The sequence below is a fragment of the Cyanobium sp. HWJ4-Hawea genome, assembly GCF_024345815.1.
In the GTDB taxonomy this organism is placed as follows: Bacteria; Cyanobacteriota; Cyanobacteriia; order PCC-6307; family Cyanobiaceae; genus Cyanobium_A.
Genome location: NZ_JAGQBV010000009.1, coordinates 34,366 through 57,543, shown reverse-complemented (window position 1 = coordinate 57,543; position 23,178 = coordinate 34,366). Strand labels below are relative to the sequence as shown.

Genomic DNA, 23,178 nt, shown 5'->3' with positions numbered 1-23,178 from the left:
GATGCCAGGGGTTTGGCGGCCCTGCGCCGCCGGGATTTAGGGGGCAATTTCCTGCCGGGGTTGGTGGTGGTGGGCTCCCATGTGCCCCTGGCCGATGCCCAGCTGGAGCACCTGCTGGCCAGTGGCACTAGCTCTGGGGGCAGCAGCTGTGGCGGAGTGGAAATCAATGTGGCCAAGCTGGCACGGGTGCTGGCTGGCCCGGCAGCTGGCGAGCTGTTGGCCTCCCTAGAGCGCAGTTGGCTTGAGCAATTGGAGGCTGTTGTGGCAAATGGCCTAACCCCGGTGCTGTTTAGCTCCCGGGGGGAAGTGGTTTGTGCCAATGCCTTCGAGCGCCGCCAATTGGGTATGGAGCTGGCCGCCCTGATGGCCCGCCTGGTGGCGGCCCTGGCGCCTGGGCTTGGCTACCTGATCAGTAAGGGGGGCATCACCACCCAGGCCCTGCTCGCCGATGGGCTGGGCTTGGCCGCGGTGGAATTGCAGGGCCAGCTATTGCCCGGGTTGTCGCTGGTGCTCAGCCCGCCGGAGGCGGCCGTGCCCCTGCTGCCGGTGCTCACCTTCCCCGGCAACCTCGGCACCGCCGAGACCCTCAGCCAGGCCTGGCAATTGCTGGAAGGGGGCTGAGCTTCTTAAGGCAGTCCGCCCCGGAAGCTGCGATCGAGCAGCTGGATTGGATGCTCTACCGCAATCGGCTCGGGCGCGGCCTCCATGGCCCGGCGGATTTGGAGGGTGCAGCCGATATTGGCGCTCACCGCCAGGGAGGCACCTGTGGCGCAGAGGTCGACGGCTTTAAGACGCCCCAGTTCGCTGGCCTCATCGGGTTGCACCAGGTTGTAGATGCCGGCGCTGCCGCAGCAAACCCCCGCGTCAACGGCCTCCTTCAGCCGCACGTGGGGAATTTGGGCCAACAGCTGGCGGGGCTCGTCGCGGATGCCCTGGCCGTGCAGCATGTGGCAGGCATCGTGATAGGCAAGCTCCAGGGGGTCTGCGGCGCTGGCGGGGCGACCATCGCCATGGCTCAGGGGGCTGAGGCCAGCCACAAATGATTCGCTGAGGCCCACGCCATGCAGGAAGGCCTGGATGTCGTGCACGGGCGCCGAGAAGCTGCTGCCCACCAGCTGCTCGTAGGCCTTGAGGGTGTGGCCGCAGCCGGAGGCCGCCACCAAAACCGCATCGAGGGGCTCGGAGCCAGCGGCCTTACCTGGGCCTACCACCGCTTCGAAGCTGGCGATCAGGGCCTTGGCCAGGTCGCGGGTTTGCTGCTCCTCGCCCTGGTGGTGGGTCATGGCGCCGCAGCAGCCCTGGTTTGGTGGGATCACCACCTCAATGCCGTTGGCGCTCAACACCCTAAGGGCCGCCCCATTCACCCCCGGCTCAAATAGCCGTTGCACGCAGCCGAGCACCAGGCCCACCCGGTAGCGGCGTGGGCCCTGGGCCGGGGTGACAAGGGCCAGGCCGTCGCTGAAGCTCTCGTTGCTTAGGGCCGGCAGCAACTGCTCGAGGGCGGCCAGCTGGGGGGGCGCCAGCTTGAGCAGGCCACTGCGGCGCACCAGGGCCTGCAGGGGTGATCCCGCATAGCTGCGCCAGCTGGTCAGCACCGCCCGCAGCCGCGCCGGGTAGGGCAGCAGCGAAAAGAGCAGTTGGCGGAAAAGATTTTGGGCGGGGCTGCGCAGCCCGGGGGCGTTGAGCTTGGGGCGGGTGGCCTCCAGCAGGCTGTCGTAGCGCACCCCGGATGGACAGGCGCTAACGCAGGCAAAGCAGCCCAGGCAACTGTCGAAATGGCCCGCCACCGTGGCATCGAGGGCCAGTTCCCCCGTTTCGATCGCCTTGAGGGCATGGATCCGGCCCCTGGGCGAATCCATCTCGGTGCCCAGCACCTGGTAGCTGGCACAGCTGGGCAGGCAAAAGCCGCAATGCACGCAGGGGTCAGTGCTGCTGATCGATGCTGGGGTGGCCGCTGGCATTTATTCAGTTTGGCCCCTGCCGCAACTCACCTGATCGAATTGATTGCGCGGATCTATCATCAATTTCATCAAAAATTTTGTTCAGAGCCCCAGAGCGCATGACCCCAAGTCCAGCAACTGGAGCTGTTTTTGGCAAAATCACTGGAAAAATAGCCCTGATCACCGGCATCACGGGGCAAGACGGCAGCTATCTGGCCGAGCTGCTGCTGGAGAAGGGCTACCAGGTGCACGGCATTAAACGGCGAGCCTCTTCGTTCAACACCACCCGGATTGATCACCTCTACCAGGATCCCCATGAAACGGGGGCTTCAGGCGAGGCGCCGCGCCTAACCCTCCACTACGGAGACCTCACCGACAGCACCAACCTGATCCGAATCATCCAGCAGGTTCAGCCCGACGAGATCTACAACCTGGGGGCCCAGAGCCATGTGGCCGTTAGCTTTGAGGCGCCCGAATACACCGCCAATTCCGATGCCCTCGGCACGTTGCGGATCCTCGAGGCGGTGCGGATGTTGGGCCTGAGCGCCAAAACCCGCATCTACCAGGCCAGCACCTCTGAGCTCTACGGCCTGGTGCAGGAGATCCCCCAGAAGGAGAGCACTCCCTTTTATCCCCGCAGCCCCTATGGGGTGGCAAAGCTATACGCCTACTGGATCACGGTGAATTACCGCGAGGCCTATGGGATGTATGCCTGCAACGGCATTTTGTTTAACCACGAATCACCGCGCCGTGGTGAAACCTTCGTGACCCGCAAGATCACCCGCGGCCTAGCTCGGATTGATGCGGATCTGGAGCAGTGCCTATTCATGGGCAACCTCGATTCCCTGCGCGATTGGGGCCATGCCCGCGATTACGTGGAGATGCAATGGCGGATGCTGCAGCAGGAGGGCCCCCCGGAAGATTTCGTAATCGCCACCGGCCGCCAGGAATCGGTGCGCCGTTTCATTGAGCTGGCCGCCGCTGAATTGGGCTGGGGTGCCGGCAATGGCAGCTCTGGAAAGGCGATCCAGTGGGAAGGCGAAGGAATTAATGAGGTGGGCCGCCGTGCCGACACCGGCGCCATCGTGGTGAAGATCGACCCCCGCTACTTCCGGCCCGCGGAGGTGGAAACCCTGCTCGGCGATCCCACTAAGGCCCAGGCGAAGCTGGGCTGGACCCCCACCACCACCCTCGAGCAGTTGGTGGCCGAGATGGTGGCTGCCGATAAGGAGGAAGCGGCGAAGGAGGCCACCCTCCGGCGTGAGGGCTTTGTGGTGGTGGGCTCGATGGAGAATCCGCCGGCTAGTCCTGCTGCGAATCCTGCGGCTGTTGGTCCAGGCTGATGACGGAAGACATCCGCTGGCAGCAGCGCTTTAGCAACTACAACAAAGCGCTGATTCAGCTGGAAACCTTTGCGGAGCCCCCCGCCCTAAATGAAAGGGAACAGCAGGGTCTGATCAAAGCATTTGAATACACTTTTGAGCTGGCTTGGAACACCCTTAGGGATCTTTTGCGGAACCAGGGTGATAGCTCATTGTTGGGTTCTCGCGACACCCTCCGTGAGGCTTTTCGCCTGGGTCTGATCGATGAAGGCCAGACCTGGATGTTGATGATTCAGGACCGCAATCTCACCAGCCACACCTACAACCGCGCTACGGCTGATGCAATTGGCGGGCAAATATTGGCCCAGTATCTGCCCCGCTTTCGGCAGCTGCGGGCCAGGCTGAATCAGCGCCTATTGGAGGAATCGCAGTGAGCTCCATACCCGGTGTGCCCGAATCAGCCCAGCGGCAGCTGGTGCAGCTGTTTGCCATGCAGCCCCAAGCAGAAGCTGTGTGGCTGTTTGGCTCAAGGGCAATGGAGAGTCAGCAGCCCGGATCAGACCTTGATCTTTGCCTGGAAGGTTCCCAGCTGAGCCACCCAGACCGCCTGCGCCTAATGGCGAAAATTGATGATCTGCTGCTGCCCTGGCGGGTGGATTTGGTGCTGCGCCATGAGCTACCAGCCGACCTGGAGGCCCATGTGCAAAGGGTTGGCCGCTGCATCTGGAGGCGGCCATGACCAACTCACTTGGCTTGCTTTTGCCAGCAGACCGCATTTTTGTGGCGGGCCACCGAGGCATGGCAGGCAGTGCGATCTGTCGGGCCCTGCAGCGCGCTGGCCATGGCGATCCGGCCCAGGGTGGTGCCCTGCTAACGGCCCCCCGCAGTGAGCTGGATTTGTTAGCTCCGGCGGCGGTCGAGGCCTGGTTTGCCAGCAACCGACCCACGGTGGTGGTGCTGGCCGCCGCGAAGGTGGGTGGCATCCAAGCCAATGCCAGCTATCCAGCCGATTTTCTGCTGGACAACCTCAAGATCCAAACCCATGTGATCGAGAGCGCTTGGCGGGCGGGCGTGAGACGGCTGTTGTTTTTAGGCAGTAGCTGCATCTATCCCAAATTTGCCGAGCAACCGATCAAGGAGGAGTTCCTGCTCACGGGCGCTCTGGAGCCCAGCAATGAGTGGTATGCGATCGCCAAGATCGCTGGGATCAAGTTGTGCGAGGCCCTGCGGCGGCAGCACGGTTTTGATGCAATCAGCCTGATGCCCACCAATCTTTATGGGCCGGGCGACAACTATCACCCCACCAACAGCCATGTGCTGCCGGCGTTGATACGACGCTTCCACGAGGCCGCCCAACTGCCCGATCATGGAGCTGGCAGCTCAGTCACGTGTTGGGGGAGTGGCACGCCGTTGCGGGAATTCCTGCATGTGGATGATCTGGGCGAGGCCTGCGTGTTTGCCCTGGAGCACTGGGATCCGGACGCGCCCAATGCCCCCCTGGCTGCCAACGCTGAGCCCCTGACGTTCCTAAATGTGGGTACGGGCGTGGATCTAAGTATCCGCGAACTAGCAGCAGCGGTGGCCGCAGCCACGGGCTATCGCGGCAACATCGAATGGGATGCAACCAAGCCCGATGGCACGCCCAAAAAGCAACTTGATGTCAGCTGCCTGGCGGCCCTGGGCTGGCAGGCCCAAATTCCGCTGGCTGCAGGCCTGACCAGCACGGTCTCCGATTTCCGCCAGCAGCTCGATCAGCAACTGGTCCGCCTCTAGCGAAGGCGGTTCTGTACAGCCCGTACAGAATCGTGGAGGTTTTGCTTTGAGGCCCCTGCCGCCGAAAATTTCAGCAAACTTCCACCAACCCACCGCTGGCCTACTCCCTGATTCCACGAGTACACCACATTTGGTGCCTGCAACCCGGAATTTCCGTAGCACTTCAGTAGGGGCTTCCCCCTGCGCCGCCAAATGCTGCATCAATAGGCCGAGTCGTGGTCGGGGTGGAGCGAGAGCAACCGCAGCCAAGAGCCATCACGCCAGGCCACTGCTCGACAGCTGCGGCTGATTCGCATGGAATAGAGCCGTTCACCCAAAGAGCCTTGTCGGCTCTGGATCAGCTCCCAGCGCAGTCCCTTGCTGCTTTGCAGCTGCTCCCAGCTCATTCCATGAAGCAGACGCAGAGTCTTGAGAACGGCCCAGGCATCTGATTTTTCCAATGTGAGCAGATTGGCTTGAAACTCGGGGTTGTTGAGGTCGAGCTGAATCACACCATCCCCAGATGCTGTTCCAGGGCCTCGAGATCCGTGCTGCGGGGCGGTTGATGCATGGCGCCCATGGCCCGGTCTAGACGAGCCACTGCTTCCGGTTGATGCAACCAGAGCTCGTTGTCGGGGATCGTCTGGGCAGTTTTGATCACCCAGACCCCGGGCTCGAGGCTCTCGACCACCACGGTGCGACCAGCGAACTCTTTGCCCAACGAGATCTGGCCGCTGCCCCCAACATGCTTGACGGTTTTCATGCTGCCTTGGCTTTCATGCGTTAATGCTAGGAGGCTCGGCGAGGTCACCGGCTCCAGGGGGGCATCCTCAACCTGGTGTCCTGCTGGAGGAGGGGGCGACCTGCAGAATCTCAAGTCGTCAATATCTGAGGTGTAACCACACCAAATATGGTGTCTGCAACCCGGAATTTCCGTAGCATTTCGGTAGGGGCTTCTCCCTAAGCCGCAAGGCGCCCCAGCCCGAACATCCCCCGGGGCCCGCAGCCGCCAGCGAACACCCAGCCGCACCAATCACCGCACGGGCTGCAGCCTTTTCTCCACTCTCAGGGATTCTGTACAGCCCGTACAGAATCCCTGAGAGTTCTGTTTGAAGGTCCACCTACGCCTGCACCACCAATGTGGGGCTGATGGGGTGGCCATTGCCTCGTGGATGGCCACTGGCCTGACCTTGCTCCGAGTGGCCGAGTGGCCGTGGGATTGAAGTCTTTGGAGGTAGGTAAGCCGCCACAGCCACCACTACAATGGTCATCTGACTAACTCTTTGGAAGATGCGAAGTCTCAACGTGGCCCAGGCCAAGGCGCGTCTTTCGGCTCTCTTGGATGCAGTGGAATCAGGAGAAGACGTGCAAATTACCCGGCGCGGGGTGCCCGTGGCGCGGCTTACAAGGGCGGCAGAACAGCCTGGGGTGGGCTTTGATCTCGATGCCTTCCTGGCAACCACAACTGAGCAACCTTTCCACAATGGGAGTGATGCTTCGGCTCTTCTGCAGGAGCTGCGGGAGGGAGCTCGCTATTGAAGCGCCTGTACCTCGACACCTCCCTGCTTGTGGCGGCGCTGGTGCATGAAGCAGGCACATCAACGGCCCTAACTTTTTTGCATTTGCATGCCAAGCAGCCCTGGCTGATCTCGTCTTGGGTTGCGACAGAACTGGCATCTGCCCTGGCTCTTCAGGTGCGACGTGACGCGATCACACTCCAGGAATCCCAGGAAGCCTGGCAGCGGTTTGGAGTCTTGCGTGAGCAACGCTTGCAAACCATTCAGCTGTCAGACGGAGATTTCGAGGCCGCCGCCCATCTCTGTCTGGTTCAGGCGCCACCGCTGCGGGCAGGGGATGCGCTACACCTGGCTCTCTGCCAAAGACTGCACCTGCAATTAGCCAGTTTTGACCGTGGGCTGTACAAGGCCGCCGCCCATCACCAGGTAGCCCACGAGCACCTCCTGATCCCGAACTGATCCACCTCCCCTGAATTGCAACTGTGCAGGATCTGTACAGGCGGTACATATTTAAGGAGGCGCCCCAGCCCGAACATCCCCCGGGGCCAGCAGCCGCCAGCGAACACCCAACCGCACCAATCACCGCACGGGCTGCAGCCCTACCCCATGCTGCGGCTACCTTTTCTCCAACCAACGCGCGTTGCGAGTGAACACCGACCGCTGGTATTACCGGGTATTCCAAAGCGCCCCAGACCTGATCCGCGCGCTGTTGCCGAATCGAGGTGGTAATGCCTTCGGCCCGGGTTGGAATCCCGAGGATCCTGGCGATCGCCACTATCGCTTTGAGGCACCAGAGCTAAAAGAGCTCAGCCACCGCCTCGATGGCGTGCTTTGGCCCCGCGAGAGTACTGGCTGTGCCGAAACCGGCAGCCCGGAGTTTCCGGTGGTGCTGCTGGAGGTGCAGATGCACCCAGATCCGGGTTTCCACCACCGCCTGGCGGCGCAGACCTACCGCTTTCTGCAACAGCAGCCCCAAGTGCAGCACTGGGCCGTAATGGTGATCACGCCCCATAACCGACTCAAGCTCGGCCCCACTCAGGCGCTGCAGCTCTTCCTACAACAGGTGGTATGGCTAAGCCTGGAAGAACTGAGCCATAAGCCTCAGCTCGATCCGCTGCTGAACCTGCTCACCCTGCCGGTGCGGCCCGAGAGTGAGCTGGCAGCCACCAGCCAACAGATCCTCGGTAGCAGACCTGATCTAGACACGGTTGTGCTGCCTATGCTGGTGCAACGATTCCCCCAGCTCAGTGAGGAACAGATCATGGTGATCGCCGGCATTCCCCGAGAAGAGATCCGCCATACTCGCGCTGTTCAGGACTGGCTGGCCGAGGGCCGCCAAGAGGGTGAAGCCAAGGGCCGCCAGGAGGGCGAAGCCCACGAAGCCGCAAAGATGACCCTCCGCCTTCTGGCCCGCCGTTGCGGCCCCCTGGCTGACGCCACCACCGCCCAGATCCAGGCCTTAACAGTGGATAAATTGGAATCCCTAGCCGATGCCCTGCTCGATTTCCAGGGTCCTGACGATCTCAGCAACTGGCTGACCGCTAACGCCTAGCTCCCACCTGACCCTCCAGGTACCCCAGCCCGAAAATCCCCCGAGGCCACCAACCCCAACCCCAGCAAGCACTCAACCGCGCCAATCCCCGCAGGGGCTGCAGCCCTTTTCACCACTCTCCGGGATTCTGTACAGCCCTTACAGAATCCCGGAGTTTTTTGCTTTAGGCCGCCTGCCGCTCTGCCAATCGCCGCCAGCCGCCAGCCCTAGCGACCACAACTCTCCCCTATGACTCCAGCCCCAGACCAACCCACCCCGGAAGCACCCAAATCCACACCCAAATCCACCCGCTCGCTGCTGCTGGGGATTTGGGGCCACCTGAGCCGGCGGCGCCGCTGGCAGCTGGCGGCCTTGCTGGTGGTGATGCTGGCCAGTGGTGGGGCGGAGCTGGTGTCGCTGGGGGCGGTGTTGCCTTTTTTGGCGGTGCTGAGTGCACCGGAGCAGCTGTGGCAGCAACCACTGATCCAGGAGCTGGCGCTGCGAGTGGGCTTCACGACGCCTGGCCAGCTGCTGCTGCCGGCCACGGCGGCCTTTGCGGCAGCAGCGGTGCTGGCGGCGGTGGTGCGGCTAGCCAACCTCTGGCTGAATGGCCGGATGGCGGCGGCGATCGGCTCAGATTTGAGCGGTGAGGCCTACCGACGCACCCTGTATCAGCCCTATGGGGTGCATGTGCAGCGCAACAGCAGCACGGTGATCAACACCATCACAAGCCAAGTAGGCCGCACGGTGGTTGCGATCTACTACGCCTTGCTGCTGGCCACTTCGGTGGTGGTGGCTGTGGGGCTGCTTACTGGCCTGCTGCTGATCAACGCCCAGGTTGCCCTGGCCGCTGCAGCCCTATTTGGCAGCGCCTATGGCCTAATTTCCATTACCACTAGAAACAAGCTGAGCGGCAACAGCGGTCTGATAGCAGAGGCCAGTCGCCAAGTGCTTAAGGCGGTGCAGGAGGGCCTTGGGGCAATACGCGATGTGCTGCTGGAGGGGAGCCAGCCCATTTACTTAAAGCTTTATCTGCGGGCCGACCGACGCCAACGGCAACTAGATGCCAAAAACACTTTTCTAATTAGTTTTCCACGCTATGCCCTAGAGGCCCTGGGCATGGTGGCGATCGCCCTGCTGGGCTGGTTGCTGGTGCAGGAAAATGGAAGTGGCGCTTCTGTGATTCCTTTGCTTGGGGCATTGGCTCTTGGGGCCCAGCGCCTTCTGCCAGCCCTGCAGCAGGCCTATGGCGGCTGGGCTGCTCTTAAGGGTTTCAACGCCGATTTGGCTGGGGTGCTGGAGATCCTCGACCAACCCCTGCCGCAGCATTTGGCCGCTGCAGCACCAATGCCCCTAAATACGGTTATCCAGCTGCAGGCGGTGCGTTTTCGCTATGGCCCAGAGCTGCCGGAAGTGCTGCAGGGCTTGGATTTACAGATCCGCAAGGGCGAAAGGATCGGCTTGATCGGCAGCACCGGCAGCGGTAAGAGCACCACGGTGGATCTGCTGATGGGCTTGCTTGAACCCACTGCGGGCCAGCTGCTGGTTGATGGGCTGGATATCCATGCTGCTGAGCACCCAGGGCGGCTGGCGGCCTGGCGAGCTGCGATCGCCCATGTGCCCCAGAGCATCTATCTTGCCGATAGCTCAATTGCTGAAAATATCGCCTTTAGTATTCCTAAGAATCAAATTGATCTGGCCAGGGTGCGAGCTGCAGCTGAGCAGGCCCAGATCGCCGGCTTCATTGAAAGCAGCGCTGAGGGCTATGGCAGCTTTGTGGGCGAAAGGGGTATTCGGCTCAGCGGCGGTCAAAGGCAGAGGATTGGTATTGCCAGGGCCCTTTATAAGCAGGCCCAGGTATTAATTTTCGACGAACCCACCAGTGCCCTTGATAATGAAACTGAAGAGGCTGTTATGGAAGCGATTGATTCTTTAAGCCGGGACATCACCCTGGTGCTGATCGCCCACCGGCTGAGCACGTTGGAGCGATGTGATCTGATATTTAATCTCGAATCAAACCAAAGTCGATTTATTAAGGCTATTACTTAGTGACATCTAGAAAACCGACCGCATTTTCATAGGCGATCAAGAATTCCTTTTGCTTGCAGATGAGCCGTATGTTGCGCATGCACGGTGGACCCAATTTATCAAGCTACCCATAAGAAGCTTGAGTCTGACATGATTCAAAATTTTAAGTTGTTAAGCATTATTTTCGATTGCCTCTTTTTAGGAAGGCCTTAATAAAACTAGTTTAGGGCCGTTCGCCAGCAGGGCCGCTTGGCCAGCTTTGATCGACGCTTGGTGACTACTGCCGTGGCTGGAGGTTCAGAAGCCTTAGAGCTCATACCTGTTTGATGCCAACCCCGTTGACTTAACGCCATGCCCGCATCCCTTACCCGCAACCTGATCACCGGCGGTGCCGGCTTTGTGGGCTCGCACCTGGTGGATCGGCTGATGGAAGCCGGTGAGGAGGTGATCTGCCTCGATAACTACTTCACCGGCCGCAAGGAAAACATTGTCCAGTGGATCGGCCACCCCCGCTTTGAGCTGATCCGCCACGACGTGACCGAGCCGATCAAGCTTGAGGTCGACCGGATTTGGCACCTGGCCTGCCCGGCTTCGCCGGTTCACTACCAGTTCAACCCGATCAAAACGGCCAAAACCAGCTTCCTTGGCACCTACAACATGTTGGGCCTGGCCCGGCGCGTGGGGGCCCGGCTATTGCTGGCCAGCACCAGTGAGGTCTATGGCGATCCGGAGGTGCATCCCCAGCCCGAGAGCTACCGGGGCTGCGTTAACACCATCGGCATCCGCAGCTGCTACGACGAGGGCAAGCGCATCGCCGAAACCCTTTGCTTCGATTACCGGCGCATGCATGGCACCGAGATCCGGGTGGCGCGGATCTTCAATACCTATGGGCCCAGGATGCTGCCCGACGACGGCCGGGTGGTGAGCAACTTCATCGTGCAGGCGTTGCGCGGCGAACCCCTCACCCTCTACGGCGACGGCAGTCAAACCCGCAGTTTTTGCTATGTGGACGATCTGGTGGAGGGCCTAATCCGCTTGATGAATGGCGAGCACACCGGCCCGATCAACATCGGCAATCCAGCTGAATTCACGATCAAGCAATTGGCTGAGCTGGTGCGTGATCGCATCAACCCCCAGCTGCCCCTGATCACTAAGCCCCTACCGGCCGATGACCCCCTGCAGCGCCAACCGGTAATCGATCTGGCCCAACGGGAGCTGGGCTGGCAGCCCACGGTGGCGCTGGAGCAGGGCCTTGAGCCCACGATTGCCTATTTCAGGACGGCATTGAGCCAATAACGCATCTTTTCCTGCCATGACTTTCGAAGTTCCCATTCTCTTAATCGCCTGGCGGCGACCCCACACCCTCCGACAAGTGATCGATGCGATCCGTCCGGTGGCGCCTACCCGGCTATATGTAGCTTGCGACGGCCCCAACCCCTCGCGGCCTGGAGAGGCAGAGAAGGTTGCTGCCACCAGGAGATTGATAGAAGAGGAAATCGACTGGCCCTGTCAGATCAATCGCCTCTACTCAGATGTGAACCAGGGTTGCAAATTAGGCGTCAGCCGGGCGATCACCTGGTTTTTTGAGCAAGTTGAGGAAGGTATTATTGTTGAGGACGATTGTGTCCCCCATCCTAGCTTTTTCGCATACTGCGAAACTCTGCTGGATAAATACCGTCTAGATACACGGGTGTGGTGCATTAGCGGCAATAATTTCCAAGAGGGGAGGTGGCGCGGTGACGGCAGTTACTACTTCAGTAGGTATAATCACTGTTGGGGCTGGGCCAGCTGGCGCCGCTGCTGGCAACATTACGATAGAGACTTAAGCAAGTGGCCGGCTCTGCGTGACTCCGGTTTACTTACATCCATATTTCCTGATCCGGCTGAGCGCAGGCACTGGAGTCAAATTTGGCAGAGGTTGTTTGATAAGGATGAACCAGATACATGGGATATTCAGTGGTTATTTACTGTTCTCGCTAATGGTGGCCTCACTGCTTCGCCAAATCGGAATTTGGTTGTGAATGTGGGTTTCGGGCAAGACGCAACTCATACAACTGGTGCTTCAATCACTATGACTGCAAGCCTTGGTATAGATCCTCACAGGCATACATTATTTCAGCTTCAGGACCACTCGGCTGACCGTTTCACTTTTGACCATCATTTCGGTGGTAGATGGCGTAGATTGCCGGGGTTGCTAGTGTGGTTGCCTTTGCGAGCTGCTGCTTTAATATCCCGCAAGCCTAGGAGAATATTAATGTCAATGTTTAAACAGTGATAGATTGTTGTTTAGTATTAGTGGCATCTCTGGGTTATTTTGTTATCAGCCTAGGATTGCCCTTCTTGTTGAAAATTTGGCGACGCTTTTGCGATTTGCCCTCACTTTATTTTGCCAAAATGCCCTCATTTCTCCTTTTGGCATAAAGAAATATTTTTACTTTCCTTCCTCGAATATTTGAAATAATATGGCATATCATTGCCAGGGTGGAGCACTTTCTGGGGAATTCATTGATTTTGTCTGTATGATCTGATTTTCGAGTATAGTTGACTCCGGGAGATTCATTTCCTTTTGAAAAACACGTTTTAGCTAGCCTTTCATAGCCGTAGTTTGCTGGCATGAGATTCAGAGAAAGTCTTGGAATCTTGCGAATTTATCGAAATTCTTTGAAATGTACTTAAATACGTAGCGGTATTTGGTTACCTCAAGGCAGGTCGGGTCGGAGATTTAATCATTGTTAATACCGTTTTTATTGTCTGGCCAGCTCCTGCCGGCCCCGCTGTCCTCTGCGGCTCCGGCGGTGGCGCGCCTAGCTAATCTATGGCTAATTGACCGGATGGCGTCCTTGAATCTGGAGATGCAGATAGATATGGATCTGTTCTTTTTCGGTAGTTGTACGCCGAATTAGCGCGTCTGTTTGGTTGTGGTGTATAGTAAAAGTTGGCCGCCCTATAACTAGCCTTAAATTACGACCCAAATACCACGCATAGCGCTTTACCTTGCTAGGGTTTCTTCGTCTCTATATGCTTCTGCCTCTTTTATCATTCTATCTTCCTGACGGATTCATCATTTGCGCGCCTTACATTAAAAATGACCGCGACACAAGCACTCTCAACCCTTTTTGTAGACTTGCTAATGCACGACAGGCCGAGCCCAAAACTCTTCAATATGTTTAATCTATTGCAATAGGCGAATGTCACTCTTTCTGAATAACATTAGAGAGCATCTCGACGTTGTACAGAAGCTCCACCTCTTGAGCAGTGTTGTTCAAGAGGTAGGTTTACTATCTGCAAATATATTGCGCAATGGAGGTAAGATTTTCTTTTGTGGAAATGGAGGATCTGCGGCAGATAGTCAGCATCTAGCGGCTGAGCTGACTGGGAGGCTTTATAGGGACCGCAGGCCATTAGCAGCTGTTGCACTGTCCGCTGATACATCAGTATTAACTTGTATAAGCAACGATTTCTCATTTGATCAAGTGTTTTCTCGTCAAATAACTAGCCTTGGTCGGAAGAACGACTTATTGATAGCGATTTCTACATCGGGAAAATCAGTAAATGTTGTACAAGCTGCCCAAGAAGCAAATAGGATAGGTCTACAAACTGTCGGTCTTACTGGCGGGAATGGCGGTGATTTATCAGGGATCTGTCGTTATAATATCATTGTACCAAGTGTAGACACAGCCAGGATACAGGAATCCCACATTTTGATCGGGCACACTATATGTGGATTAATTGAGCAAGAACTTTTTTGATATGAATATTAAAACGTTTTTGAATGATGCCATGGCATTCTAAGGTTTTAAACCAGTTAGTGGTTTAATTACTATTAATCTGCTTTGATTTGGCGATGGCTGTTTTTTTATACTTAAAAACAGTTCCTGTGGTCCATGTCATCCATTGCAGCATCAAGCTCAGTAATAATACTTTAAATGCAAAATTCTTGTATGAACGTGAAACCTTGTTAATGATAAATGGAGGAGACATTCAACATGAGAAAAGAAGCATCTACTTGCTCACTTCTGGCGACCCAACATCTTTTCCAGAGGATCCAGAATTGAGTTTTGTAAGCTAAGTGGTGAGCTTAGGCTAGCAGATGCTTGCCATTGCGTTTGAGAGAGAGTACGTAATTCCTGCCATTCCTTTTCTAGTCGAGCGTTTTGAGTCCTTTTCTTAGGTGCATTATTCAAATTACTTTAAATTGCATAAAAGTAAGCTCGTAGTATATCAAAACATAATTGTATCGCTAATAGTCAAAGGTAATATTCTTTGTTCAAGGCGAACCTGATTGCGCCAGTTTCAAAAAATCTCTCACTTTAGCCATGGCTTTGTATATCTATTTTTGGCTAACATGCGAGTTTTATGCATGTATAAAATTGAAAAAAGCTATCTATTGATAGTGAGTCAAACGCTCTAAGGCTGTCCTGTCTCGTTCGAAGGATGGGGGATGCCGATCTTTAGAACTGACAATAGTATTTTGATGCCCTTTCAAAAGCATAAAGCTGCTGCAACGATAGTCACAAAAGATAAGTTCACCGCAATTTTGCAGCTATTGCCAAATGAAGGTTTTTTCTATTGAGATTGATAAAAAATAGAAAAGCTATGGACATGAATTGCTGTCGAAATATGTAATATTACTCAATTAGATTTTGATGTTCTATTCAGGAATTTTTTAATGCAAGCTGAAAGTAAACTTTGCTCTTGGCATGAGCTCCCCCGCCGGCTTAAGAGGTTGCCTCGCCCTCTCGTAATGACCAATGGTGTCTTTGATTTGATTCACCGAGGGCATGCTACATATTTGCAACAAGCATCGTCACTTGGCGCAACATTAGTTGTTGCTATTAACAGCGATACGTCAGTCCGTTTGCTGGGGAAAGGGCTAGATCGTCCTTTCATCTCTGGAGATGATCGAGCTTATATGTTGGCATGCTTATCATTTGTTGATCTAGTAGTCCTGTTTGATGAACTTACGCCGATTACCCTGATAAAGCTTATCCGCCCAGATATATACACTAAAGGTGGCGACTATAAACCTGATATGTCTGAGGAGTCGCGAGTTGTAGCTGAAAACGGAGGTAAGTCGTATTTCATGCCTTTTCTAAGTGGTTTTTCCACAACTTCTTTGGTTGAAAAAATTCGCCATCCGCGGCCTCTTTTTCGTAAAGCGGCATTATTAGATCGCGATGGAGTAATTAATATTGACAAGGGGTACGTCCATCATTGGTCAGACTTTACTTTTTTGCCAGGGGCAATTGAAGGCTTGCGGCTTTTGCAAGGTTCCGGATATGCTTTGGTCATTATCACAAACCAATCTGGATTGGCCAGGGGGTACTACACTAGTGACGAATACGAATCTTTAAATAATTCCCTAAGACTACATCTTGCTGATAACGGCATTGAGCTAGCAGGAATATTCCATTGCCCTCATCATCCTAATGGTGTAATTGAGGCCTTGGCCGTAGAGTGTGATTGCCGAAAACCGAACCCTGGTTTAATAAATCAAGCGGTTGAGGCATTGTGGCTTGATAGAGATAGGTCAATTCTCATTGGAGATAAGATATCCGATATTGAGGCTGCTCGTGCAGCCGGAATAAATCGTGCATATTTAGTAGGCGCAGTAAATGATCAGGATTCGATGGCAAGCTTTAAAGCCAATGCTTTTTTCGAAAGCCTCTTAGATTGCGCGCGTGAAATTACAAGATAGATTTGGCTTTGCTCATTAAGATTAACACTGTGTACGTAGTATTATTTAACTGAATGTTTAATAAGATCAAAGCTCGCCTCTAGCAGCTAATAGGCCGCTCGTCTGAACGCAGGATTCTTTCTATCTCATGATAGTAAAATGCAGCCTCAAGCATTACACTCGCTGTGAGTTTTTGATTAATTAATCCTTACAAATTCTAACCTAATATAATCCTGGTTCTGGTTATTTGTCGTTACCCGAAGGAAGTGGAGAATAAGATTCTTTAGACCTTGCCAGCCTCTAGTCCTTTTATGACTATTCTGTCTTATCAAGTTTCAACCCTGGTCATGGCCATTTATGCATAATATGTTCAACACATGTCAAAATTGTTACTTAAAACTATCTAGTTCTTTTACCACCTATGGTCGCCTTTGATTTAGGAGCTTTTTTCGTGGATCAAATCCCCCGAACCACTCAGTTAAGTAGCGGCTTAAAGTGCTTGGTTTAGCAAGCTGGACCCGCCCAGTCGAACTCATGCTAATTCACTAACTTACTAAATATGAGAAGAGATGCAATTGATCAAACAAACTGCGTGGATATTGTGATTTGCGGAGGAGGAGTTGCTGGGCTTTGGCTACTCAATATATTGAGCAAAGCTGGCTACAGTGTAATTCTGATTGAGACACGTGCTATTGGCGGAACACAGACAATAGCTTCTCAAGGCATGATCCATGGAGGCCAGAAATATATGCTGGGTAGAAATTCACTCGCTGTTTCGGAAAAGGTTGCAGCATTGCCTCACCGATGGGATCGATGCCTTTCAGGAATTGGTGAAATTGACTTGAGTGAATGTCGAGTTCTAAGCCAGACACAGTTTATGTGGCCTTCTGGTGGCACCCTTGGCCAGCTAGCGTTATCAACATCTGCTTTAATTCTCAAATCAAAAGTTAGAAAGTTAATTGCTCGTGATTACCCTATTGCTCTTGCTCAAAATGCGATACAACCTGTATACGAGTTGCCTGAAAAAGTACTCGACGTATTTTCCCTTGTAGATGTAATGTCAACTCCATATAAGCATCAAATATATAGGGGAAGAGTGGAAGCGCTGTCGAGAGCTGGAAATATTACTGTTTCCGGGCAGAATCTTCAGGCTCAGATTGTTATTTGTGCAGCTGGGCTCGGAAATGAAGAATTTCTAAGTTTGTTAGATCCACAGGCGCAACACTCTCAGCGACGTCCATTGCGCCAGCTAATGGTCAAGACAATGCCGTACCCACTATTTGGACATGGTATTACTACGGATACACGGCCCCGCATAACTATCACTAGCCACCCTATATCTTCAGGTGGTTATGTCTGGTATATAGGTGGAGCACTATCCGAAGATATTATTTCACTAAGTACTAACGATGCTATAGAGGCTGCAAAACAGGAGATGAAAGATATCTTTAAAAATATTCAGTGGAATGACAAGGAGTGGTCGTTATGGCACGGAATTCGTGCTGAACCTCATTGCAGTAATGGCCAGCTACCTAGAGCCCCAGTTGTTCAGGAATATGGCAATGTTTTTGTCGCATGGCCTGCGAAACTTACTTTCTCTCCACTTTTAGGAGATCAAGTCCTTTCGCTTTTAGATGCTAAGTGTATCAGGCCAATGTACTCTAACTTACCCTATCCGATAAAAGCCTTAGAGGAGAATCAATCCTACGCTTCTTTTCCTTGGTCCAACACTGAATGGTCTAAGTAAAAATGCCAAGATTACCAGGGTGTGATATTATTCAGACTAAACAACAACTTCTTTTCTTCTTTGCCACTCAGAGATGACTATTACAATGAAAGCGGCTGTGCTTGAAAGGCTAAATCATCCTTTAGTTGTTACCAACGTTGGCCTAAGCCAACTTTTGTATGGACAGGTTCTTGTTAAGAATTTAGTTACGGGCATTTGCGGCGCACAACTTGAAGAAATTAAAGGGCATAAAGGTAATGGTGGCTTTGTCCCGCATCTTTTGGGTCACGAAGCATGCGGGATAGTACAGGATGTTGGCGAGGGAGTTCTCAAGGTTAAGAGTGGAGATAAGGTTTGTCTTCATTGGCGCAAGGGAAGTGGCATAGATTCTGATTTCCCAAGATATATTTATAACGGACGTGAAATTCAAAGTGGTAAAGTTACTACGTTTAGCGAATATTCAATTGTTTCGGAAAACCGATTGACACCTGTCCCATTCGATACCCCGAACGACCTTACGGCTCTTTTAGGTTGTGCTCTTTCCACTGCTCTCGGCGTCATAAAATGCTCTGCTCGTGTGCAATATGGCGAAAGTGTCTTGATAATTGGTGTTGGAGGTATTGGCCTAAACCTCGTACGCTATGCCGTTCAGGCTGGAGCTTATCCTGTTGTAGCAGTTGACGTTGCAGATAAAGAGCTATTGGCGCGCCGGATGGGCGCTCACTTTTTTGTGAATCGAAAACAATTTTCTCTTGTTACAGCACTTAACGATGTTGTTGGCATCACCAGTGCTGATGTAGTTATATCCACCATCGGCGATAGAGATACCATTGAAGAATCAGTCCCTTTGCTTTCTGGCGTAGGGAGGTATGTTATGGTTGGTCAGCCAGTTCCAGGCAACTCTATACAGCTTTTAAATGCTGCTCATTTTTTTGAAGGCGAGGGTAAAGTATTTATGGCTACACAGTCTGGAGGATTTAACCCTTCTGTTGATATCCCTCGTTATTTGCAGATGGCCAAGAGCGGCCATCTTTCGTTAGAAAATATTATTACGGGGAGGACCAAGTTAGACCATATCAATGACGCTCTAAATGAGATTAGGGCTGGCCTTGCAGGTCGCATTATGATTGACTTATGAAATCCCCAATTGATGTGTTCGGGCAACTTCTTCTTTTGCGTCTTGCTGAAGAAGAACTAGCAAAATTATTTATAGAACAGCGAATTTTTAGCTTTGTTCATTTTTATGTCGGCCAGGAGGCAGTTGCTACAGGTGTTTCTAATTCCCTATTATCTGGTGATCGGGTTCTAGGGAATCATCGATCTCATGGTCACTATCTTGCAAAGGGAGGGAGTTTGCGCCGCATGATTTGCGAGATATTAGGTAAGGCAGAAGGGTGTTCAGGTGGTAAAGGTGGTTCAATGCACATGATTGATCGTTCACAGGGGTTTATGGGCTCCTCTCCTATCTTAGGAAGTATTACCTCAATCGCAGCTGGTTCATCTTTTGTGCAGAAGCACAATCAGTCTCATAATGTGACTGTTGCTTACATTGGCGATGGTGCTTCGGAAGAAGGCGGCTTTTATGAAACTCTTAATATTTCGGCTCTCTTCAAGCTTCCTCTAATGATAGTCATCGAAAATAATCTTTATTCAGTTAATTCTACGATCCTTGATCGTCGTTCTCCCGACTTCAGCACTGAAGCAATTGTTAGAGGCTTTGGAGTCTCTTATCTAAAAGCTGATGGTAATGACTATTTTGACGTTTATGCTAAGTCTTGTGAGCTTCTAGTCGGAGTTCGACAAGGTAGTCCGGCTGTGCTTGAGTGTGAAGTTTTTCGGCATATGGCGCACAGTTCTCCATTGTTTGACGATATTCAGGGCTATAGAAAAGTAGACTTACCCGCAGTTCGCCAAGAGATGGATTGCATCAATAGTTTGCGTTCACTCTTGATTTTAGAAGGGTTTTCTGAAGAGTCACTGTTCGCTGTGCAATCTAGGGTGCGCGAACTTGTTCTTCGCGAAATTAGTTACGCTTCGTCCGCTATTGACCCTAACCCTGAAGACCTCTACTCAGACTTGTATGACTAGAATGCGTATTATTACTTATACTCAGGCTTTAAATGAAGCCGCTGAGCAAGCTCTTTCTAGAGATTCCTCAGTTTTTATTCTTGGTCTTGGTGTTTCATACCCAAATGGAGCTGACGGTACGACTGCAGGTTTAAAAAATCAATTCCCTGATCGAGTTCTTGATGTTCCAGTCTCTGAGGATGCTGTGACTGGCATGGCAGTTGGAGCTGCCATCCACGGTATGCGTCCGATAGTCCACCACGGACGCGTTGAGTTCGCTCTTTTTGCTGCTGATCAAATATTTACCCAGGCCGCAAAATGGAATTATATGTTTGGAGGGTCCAATTCAGTTCCTATTGTGTTTCGTATAAATATTGGCCGTCAGTGGGGTAATGGTCCTCAGCATACTCAGTCTTTGTATGGGTTGTTTGGCTCGGTCATTGGCCTAAAGGTTGTCATACCATCTTCTCCTTATATGGCTAAGGGCCTTCTTTCGTCCGCAATCTCTGATAATAACCCTGTCGTCATCCTTGAGCCTCGATGGCTCTTTAAAACCAGACAGCATGTACCCGAAGATTCATTTATGCTCCCTTTAGACAAGGCTCGAGTCTCTCATGTTGGAGAAGATATAACTGTGATCGCTTATGGAGACGGGTATCAGGCTGCTTGCGAGGCTCTATCTCTAATTTCTGGTATTAGTGTTGAACTTATAGATCTTGTCTCTCTTAACCCTGTTGATGAAGGAACAATTCTTAGATCTCTGCAAAAGACTAGGCGTCTGTTGACTGTCGATACTACTAATTCCTCTTTTGGCGTAGGGTCAGAAGTGATAGCCATGGCAGCACGTAATTCTGTGGATTTCCTTTCGGCCCCATTCTCTCTAAGTTGCCCTTCGGTCCCTTGTCCGACTTCGACTGCTTTGACTGAAATTTATTACCCTACAAAGTTTGATATCTCTAATGCTATTCGTTCACAGTTTGGGAAGTCTAGGATTGAGTCGACTCTTTCTTTTGATGATCTTCATATGCCCCCAGTTTACACCTTCCAGTAGTTCTGGGCACATTTAGTTTGCGATATTTATTCTTAATAGAAGATTCTGGCTCGATGTTTGTTTTTTAATATTTGATAACTTGATTTAGTTTAATCACCCTCGGTCTCCATGGTTGACCAGGTTCTCCTGTGTTTGCATGTCTCAGACTTACCCATTCAATCGCCACCAAATTCCAACCTTTGCTGCTGCTGGGGATTTGTGGCTACCTGCACCGGGGCGGCCTCGCTTGTAGTTGTCGGCCTGGCAAGAAGTGATCCCCCATGTGACCCCCCGGTTTCAGTAAAGTTGTCACCCCTTTGATCTGAACACCCGGGGGCTTGAAGACATGACCAATGCGTCGTTACAGCGAGGCGGTCAAAGCTGATGTGAGAGGGCGGATGAGTCCGCCCATGCGACAGTCCGTTGCCAGGATTTCAGAGGAGCTGGGCATTCACGTGGTGACCCTCTACAACTGGAGAAAGGCATGGCGGTTGCAGGGATAGGTGGTGCCGGCATCCGAGAAGGATCCAGAGGGCTGGGGAGCTGCCGATAAGTTCACGGTGGTGATGGAGACTACTGTCTTAAACGCCACCGAACTCAGTGCCTACTTCCGAGAGCGAGGACTGTTTCCTGAGCAGGTAGAGCGTTGGCGCCAGGCCGCCCAGGATGCCAATGAAAAGCCAGTTCTCACCTTGAAAGAGCAGAAGGAGCTGGAGAAGCTCCGCGCCCAGGACCAGCGAGAAATCAAAGCCCTCAGGAAGGAGCTCCAGCGCAAGGAGAAGGCCATGGCGGAAATGGCGGCCTTGCTGGTGCTGCAAAAATAGTGGGAATCCTTCTGCTCGGAGGACGCGGAAGGCTGACCAGCTCCGCTCACCGGCGCAAGGCGATTGAGCTGATCAATGAGGCGCATGCTGCTGGCGCGGGTTTGGTGCGTGCCTGCTGTGAGATCGAGATCTCTCTGCGCACGCTCAAGCGGTGGCGCAGGGCCTTGACGGCAGATGACAGTGGTCACGATCGGCGTAAAGCCAGCTCACGCCCTGTCTCCCACAGATTGAGTGAAGAGGAGCGCCAGCGCATCCTGCTCACTTGCAACCAGGCTGAATACGCATCGCTGCCACCGGGACAGATCGTGCCAGCCCTTGCTGATCAGGGGCTGTACATCGGTTCAGAGAGCAGCTTCTACCGGGTGCTCCACGTCCACGGTCAGGTTCACCGGCGGGGGCGTGTACGGCCACCTCAGAAACCCAGAGCCGTTCCAAGGCTCAGGGCTATCGCTCCGAACCGGCTCTGGAGTTGGGACATCACCTATCTCCCCACCACTGTCCGCGGGATCTCGCTGTTCCTCTATCTGGTGATCGACGTCTGGAGCCGCAAGGTGGTGGCCTGGGAGGTCGCCGAACGGGAAGATCCAGCCATCGCAGTGGATTTGGTCAGTCGGGCTTGCCTCAGAGAATGGATCAGCAAAGGAAGAAAACCGCCGCTGATCCTCCATGCCGACAAAGGCAATGCCTAGCCGCAGGCTTTTCGAAGAGTTGCGTGGGGCGACGCTGGAATCGCGGCTGGAGGAACTGGGAGTGCTCAGGTCGTTCTCCAGGCCTCGCGTCAGCAACGACAACCCGTACTCGGAATCGCTGTTCAGGCCGGTGAAGTATCGACCTGATTACTCCCGCAAGCCATTTGCCTCGAAGGACCAGGCCTGTCAATGGGTGGCCGCGTTCGTCGACTGGTACAACCACCAACACCGCAGCAGCTGGATCAAATTCGAGATGCCCATCCAGCGTCACAACGGTGATGCGATTGAGGTCTGCCGCCAGCGGGCTGTCGTCTACGAAGAGGCACGCCAGCACCATCCAAGGCGTTGGTCACGATCAACCAGGTGCTGGTGTCAACCGGCGGAGGTCTGGATCAATCAGCTGCCGGATGAGCTCAATGAGCCAGGGCCGCTACCTTTGGTACAGGCCGCCTGAACGGCAGCCTAGGAGTGTCACCTTTCCTGAAAGTCACCGCCCCAGAGCATCTTGCTTACCCATAGGCTCGATTCCTGAAAATATTGCTTTTGCTATTCCCATGAACCAAGTTGATCTGGCTAGTGGGCGAGCGGCAGCTCAGCAGGCTCTGATCGCCACCTTCATTGTAAGCAGTGCTGGGTGCTATGCCAGCTTTGTATGCGTAAAGAGAATTTCGCTCAGCGGCGGTTTAAGGCAGTGGATTGGGATTGCCATGGCGCTGTATATGCAGGCACAGGTGTTGTTGATTCATCAAGTCGGCAGAGCCCTTGATAATGAAACTGAAAATGGCGTAATGGAGCCAATTTATTTCCAAATCAGTGAGCTCACCCCTGATGTAGATCGCTCATCTGTAAACACGGCTCAGTTCTTTGATCGGTTTCTTAGCTTAGTAAAGTGCAAATAGGAGAAAAAACTTTTCTAGAGCGATAGGAACTGACAGCTGATTGCTTAATCCACTAGCTATTGCTACCAATTGTTTATGGTTACCAGCTTCATCTTCTCGTTTTTAATTAACCCAGTATTGAGAGCATGACTATAATCGCGATCCAAGATTCCTGGCAATCTCATGCTAAACTTCTT

The 23,178-nt window shown here is 53.4% G+C and carries 25 protein-coding genes; 22 read left to right on the top strand and 3 right to left on the bottom strand.

Annotated features, from left to right (window positions below; translation table 11 throughout):
* Positions 1–621, top strand: a 621-nt coding sequence (locus KBY58_RS03620; RefSeq protein WP_315858028.1) for a nucleotide-binding domain containing protein, incomplete at its 5' end; no start/stop codon positions are given.
* A 5-nt stretch (positions 622–626) separates the two neighbouring features.
* On the opposite strand, the gene KBY58_RS03615 is transcribed toward KBY58_RS03620, so the two are convergent.
* Positions 627–1,961 (bottom strand): (Fe-S)-binding protein, encoded by a 1,335-nt coding sequence (locus KBY58_RS03615; RefSeq protein WP_255002957.1) that lies wholly within the window; start codon positions 1,959–1,961, stop codon positions 627–629.
* A 98-nt stretch (positions 1,962–2,059) separates the two neighbouring features.
* Here KBY58_RS03615 and gmd point away from each other — a divergent pair, with 98 nt between their 5' ends.
* The 4 genes from gmd to KBY58_RS03595 are packed head-to-tail and all read left to right on the top strand — an operon-like array spanning position 2,060 to position 5,035.
* Positions 2,060–3,283 (top strand): GDP-mannose 4,6-dehydratase, encoded by a 1,224-nt coding sequence (gene gmd, locus KBY58_RS03610; protein WP_255002956.1) that lies wholly within the window; start codon positions 2,060–2,062, stop codon positions 3,281–3,283.
* Positions 3,283–3,696, top strand: a complete 414-nt coding sequence (locus KBY58_RS03605) for a nucleotidyltransferase substrate binding protein (RefSeq protein WP_255002955.1) — start codon at positions 3,283–3,285, stop codon at positions 3,694–3,696. The genes gmd and KBY58_RS03605 overlap by 1 nt, the downstream gene beginning before the upstream one ends.
* A complete protein-coding gene (locus KBY58_RS03600) occupies positions 3,693–4,001 on the top strand; it encodes a nucleotidyltransferase domain-containing protein (protein WP_255002954.1) in 309 nt (102 codons plus the stop codon). Before KBY58_RS03605 ends, KBY58_RS03600 begins: the two co-directional genes overlap by 4 nt.
* On the top strand, positions 3,998–5,035 hold the full coding sequence (locus KBY58_RS03595) for a GDP-L-fucose synthase (RefSeq protein ID WP_315858026.1): 1,038 nt from the start codon (positions 3,998–4,000) through the stop codon (positions 5,033–5,035). The genes KBY58_RS03600 and KBY58_RS03595 overlap by 4 nt, the downstream gene beginning before the upstream one ends.
* Positions 5,036–5,235: 200 nt before the next feature.
* On the opposite strand, the gene KBY58_RS03590 is transcribed toward KBY58_RS03595, so the two are convergent.
* Both KBY58_RS03590 and KBY58_RS03585 read right to left on the bottom strand, forming a co-directional pair.
* A complete protein-coding gene (locus KBY58_RS03590) occupies positions 5,236–5,526 on the bottom strand; it encodes a hypothetical protein (protein WP_255002952.1) in 291 nt (96 codons plus the stop codon).
* Positions 5,523–5,777: a hypothetical protein gene (locus tag KBY58_RS03585; RefSeq protein ID WP_255002951.1), complete on the bottom strand. Its 255-nt coding sequence runs from the start codon at positions 5,775–5,777 to the stop codon at positions 5,523–5,525. Before KBY58_RS03585 ends, KBY58_RS03590 begins: the two co-directional genes overlap by 4 nt.
* Positions 5,778–6,304: 527 nt before the next feature.
* Between KBY58_RS03585 and KBY58_RS03580 the strand changes: the two genes are divergently transcribed.
* The 17 genes from KBY58_RS03580 (at position 6,305) to KBY58_RS03500 (ending at position 23,002) form a co-directional block, all read left to right on the top strand.
* Positions 6,305–6,553: a type II toxin-antitoxin system Phd/YefM family antitoxin gene (locus KBY58_RS03580; protein WP_255002950.1), complete on the top strand. Its 249-nt coding sequence runs from the start codon at positions 6,305–6,307 to the stop codon at positions 6,551–6,553.
* Entirely contained in the window at positions 6,550–6,990 is a 441-nt protein-coding gene (locus KBY58_RS03575) for a type II toxin-antitoxin system VapC family toxin (protein ID WP_255002949.1), read from the top strand. The genes KBY58_RS03580 and KBY58_RS03575 overlap by 4 nt, the downstream gene beginning before the upstream one ends.
* 187 nt (positions 6,991–7,177) lie before the next feature.
* Positions 7,178–8,083 carry a DUF2887 domain-containing protein gene (locus tag KBY58_RS03570; protein WP_255002947.1) on the top strand — a complete coding sequence of 302 codons (906 nt, stop codon included), beginning with the start codon at positions 7,178–7,180 and terminating at the stop codon, positions 8,081–8,083.
* Between the two features lie 228 nt (positions 8,084–8,311).
* Complete coding sequence (locus tag KBY58_RS03565) at positions 8,312–10,111, top strand: ABC transporter ATP-binding protein (protein ID WP_255002946.1); 1,800 nt, start codon at positions 8,312–8,314, stop codon at positions 10,109–10,111.
* Positions 10,112–10,441: 330 nt separating this feature from the next.
* Positions 10,442–11,386, top strand: a complete 945-nt coding sequence (locus tag KBY58_RS03560; protein ID WP_255002944.1) for a UDP-glucuronic acid decarboxylase family protein — start codon at positions 10,442–10,444, stop codon at positions 11,384–11,386.
* 16 nt (positions 11,387–11,402) lie between these two features.
* Entirely contained in the window at positions 11,403–12,365 is a 963-nt protein-coding gene (locus KBY58_RS03555) for a hypothetical protein (RefSeq protein ID WP_255002942.1), read from the top strand.
* Between the two features lie 913 nt (positions 12,366–13,278).
* Positions 13,279–13,839, top strand: a complete 561-nt coding sequence (locus KBY58_RS03550; protein ID WP_255002941.1) for an SIS domain-containing protein — start codon at positions 13,279–13,281, stop codon at positions 13,837–13,839.
* Between the two features lie 995 nt (positions 13,840–14,834).
* Positions 14,835–15,788, top strand: a complete 954-nt coding sequence (gmhB, locus tag KBY58_RS03545) for a D-glycero-beta-D-manno-heptose 1,7-bisphosphate 7-phosphatase (RefSeq protein ID WP_255002939.1) — start codon at positions 14,835–14,837, stop codon at positions 15,786–15,788.
* 571 nt (positions 15,789–16,359) lie between these two features.
* Entirely contained in the window at positions 16,360–17,514 is a 1,155-nt protein-coding gene (locus KBY58_RS03540; RefSeq protein ID WP_255002938.1) for an FAD-dependent oxidoreductase, read from the top strand.
* A gap of 85 nt (positions 17,515–17,599) precedes the next feature.
* Positions 17,600–18,631 carry a zinc-binding dehydrogenase gene (locus tag KBY58_RS03535; protein WP_255002937.1) on the top strand — a complete coding sequence of 344 codons (1,032 nt, stop codon included), beginning with the start codon at positions 17,600–17,602 and terminating at the stop codon, positions 18,629–18,631.
* Positions 18,628–19,581, top strand: a complete 954-nt coding sequence (locus KBY58_RS03530) for a thiamine pyrophosphate-dependent dehydrogenase E1 component subunit alpha (RefSeq protein WP_255002935.1) — start codon at positions 18,628–18,630, stop codon at positions 19,579–19,581. The genes KBY58_RS03535 and KBY58_RS03530 overlap by 4 nt, the downstream gene beginning before the upstream one ends.
* 1 nt (position 19,582) lies before the next feature.
* Entirely contained in the window at positions 19,583–20,611 is a 1,029-nt protein-coding gene (locus tag KBY58_RS03525) for an alpha-ketoacid dehydrogenase subunit beta (RefSeq protein ID WP_255002934.1), read from the top strand.
* Between the two features lie 389 nt (positions 20,612–21,000).
* The gene (locus tag KBY58_RS03520; protein WP_255002933.1) at positions 21,001–21,093 is read left to right on the top strand and encodes a helix-turn-helix domain-containing protein; all 93 of its coding nucleotides are present in this window, start codon (positions 21,001–21,003) and stop codon (positions 21,091–21,093) included.
* 3 nt (positions 21,094–21,096) lie between these two features.
* Positions 21,097–21,414: a hypothetical protein gene (locus KBY58_RS03515; RefSeq protein ID WP_255002932.1), complete on the top strand. Its 318-nt coding sequence runs from the start codon at positions 21,097–21,099 to the stop codon at positions 21,412–21,414.
* Positions 21,415–21,641: 227 nt separating this feature from the next.
* Positions 21,642–22,103, top strand: coding sequence for a DDE-type integrase/transposase/recombinase (locus tag KBY58_RS03510; protein ID WP_409995711.1), 462 nt, complete (start codon positions 21,642–21,644; stop codon positions 22,101–22,103).
* Positions 22,096–22,557: an integrase core domain-containing protein gene (locus tag KBY58_RS03505; protein ID WP_255002931.1), complete on the top strand. Its 462-nt coding sequence runs from the start codon at positions 22,096–22,098 to the stop codon at positions 22,555–22,557. The genes KBY58_RS03510 and KBY58_RS03505 overlap by 8 nt, the downstream gene beginning before the upstream one ends.
* A gap of 100 nt (positions 22,558–22,657) precedes the next feature.
* Positions 22,658–23,002 (top strand): hypothetical protein, encoded by a 345-nt coding sequence (locus tag KBY58_RS03500; protein ID WP_255002930.1) that lies wholly within the window; start codon positions 22,658–22,660, stop codon positions 23,000–23,002.
* Positions 23,003–23,178 lie beyond the last annotated feature (176 nt).

Bases quoted from the DNA above. Each gene is read 5' to 3' on its own strand.
- KBY58_RS03615 (WP_255002957.1), bottom strand. From the start codon at position 1,961: ATGCCAGCGGCCACCCCAGCATCGATCAGCAGCACTGACCCCTGCGTG.
- gmd (WP_255002956.1), top strand. From the start codon at position 2,060: ATGACCCCAAGTCCAGCAACTGGAGCTGTTTTTGGCAAAATCACTGGA.
- KBY58_RS03605 (WP_255002955.1), top strand. From the start codon at position 3,283: ATGACGGAAGACATCCGCTGGCAGCAGCGCTTTAGCAACTACAACAAA.
- KBY58_RS03595 (WP_315858026.1), top strand. From the start codon at position 3,998: ATGACCAACTCACTTGGCTTGCTTTTGCCAGCAGACCGCATTTTTGTG.
- KBY58_RS03585 (WP_255002951.1), bottom strand. From the start codon at position 5,777: ATGAAAACCGTCAAGCATGTTGGGGGCAGCGGCCAGATCTCGTTGGGC.
- KBY58_RS03580 (WP_255002950.1), top strand. From the start codon at position 6,305: ATGCGAAGTCTCAACGTGGCCCAGGCCAAGGCGCGTCTTTCGGCTCTC.
- KBY58_RS03565 (WP_255002946.1), top strand. From the start codon at position 8,312: ATGACTCCAGCCCCAGACCAACCCACCCCGGAAGCACCCAAATCCACA.
- KBY58_RS03560 (WP_255002944.1), top strand. From the start codon at position 10,442: ATGCCCGCATCCCTTACCCGCAACCTGATCACCGGCGGTGCCGGCTTT.
- KBY58_RS03555 (WP_255002942.1), top strand. From the start codon at position 11,403: ATGACTTTCGAAGTTCCCATTCTCTTAATCGCCTGGCGGCGACCCCAC.
- KBY58_RS03550 (WP_255002941.1), top strand. From the start codon at position 13,279: ATGTCACTCTTTCTGAATAACATTAGAGAGCATCTCGACGTTGTACAG.
- gmhB (WP_255002939.1), top strand. From the start codon at position 14,835: ATGACCAATGGTGTCTTTGATTTGATTCACCGAGGGCATGCTACATAT.
- KBY58_RS03535 (WP_255002937.1), top strand. From the start codon at position 17,600: ATGAAAGCGGCTGTGCTTGAAAGGCTAAATCATCCTTTAGTTGTTACC.
- KBY58_RS03530 (WP_255002935.1), top strand. From the start codon at position 18,628: ATGAAATCCCCAATTGATGTGTTCGGGCAACTTCTTCTTTTGCGTCTT.
- KBY58_RS03525 (WP_255002934.1), top strand. From the start codon at position 19,583: ATGCGTATTATTACTTATACTCAGGCTTTAAATGAAGCCGCTGAGCAA.
- KBY58_RS03520 (WP_255002933.1), top strand. From the start codon at position 21,001: ATGCGACAGTCCGTTGCCAGGATTTCAGAGGAGCTGGGCATTCACGTG.
- KBY58_RS03505 (WP_255002931.1), top strand. From the start codon at position 22,096: ATGCCTAGCCGCAGGCTTTTCGAAGAGTTGCGTGGGGCGACGCTGGAA.
- KBY58_RS03500 (WP_255002930.1), top strand. From the start codon at position 22,658: ATGAACCAAGTTGATCTGGCTAGTGGGCGAGCGGCAGCTCAGCAGGCT.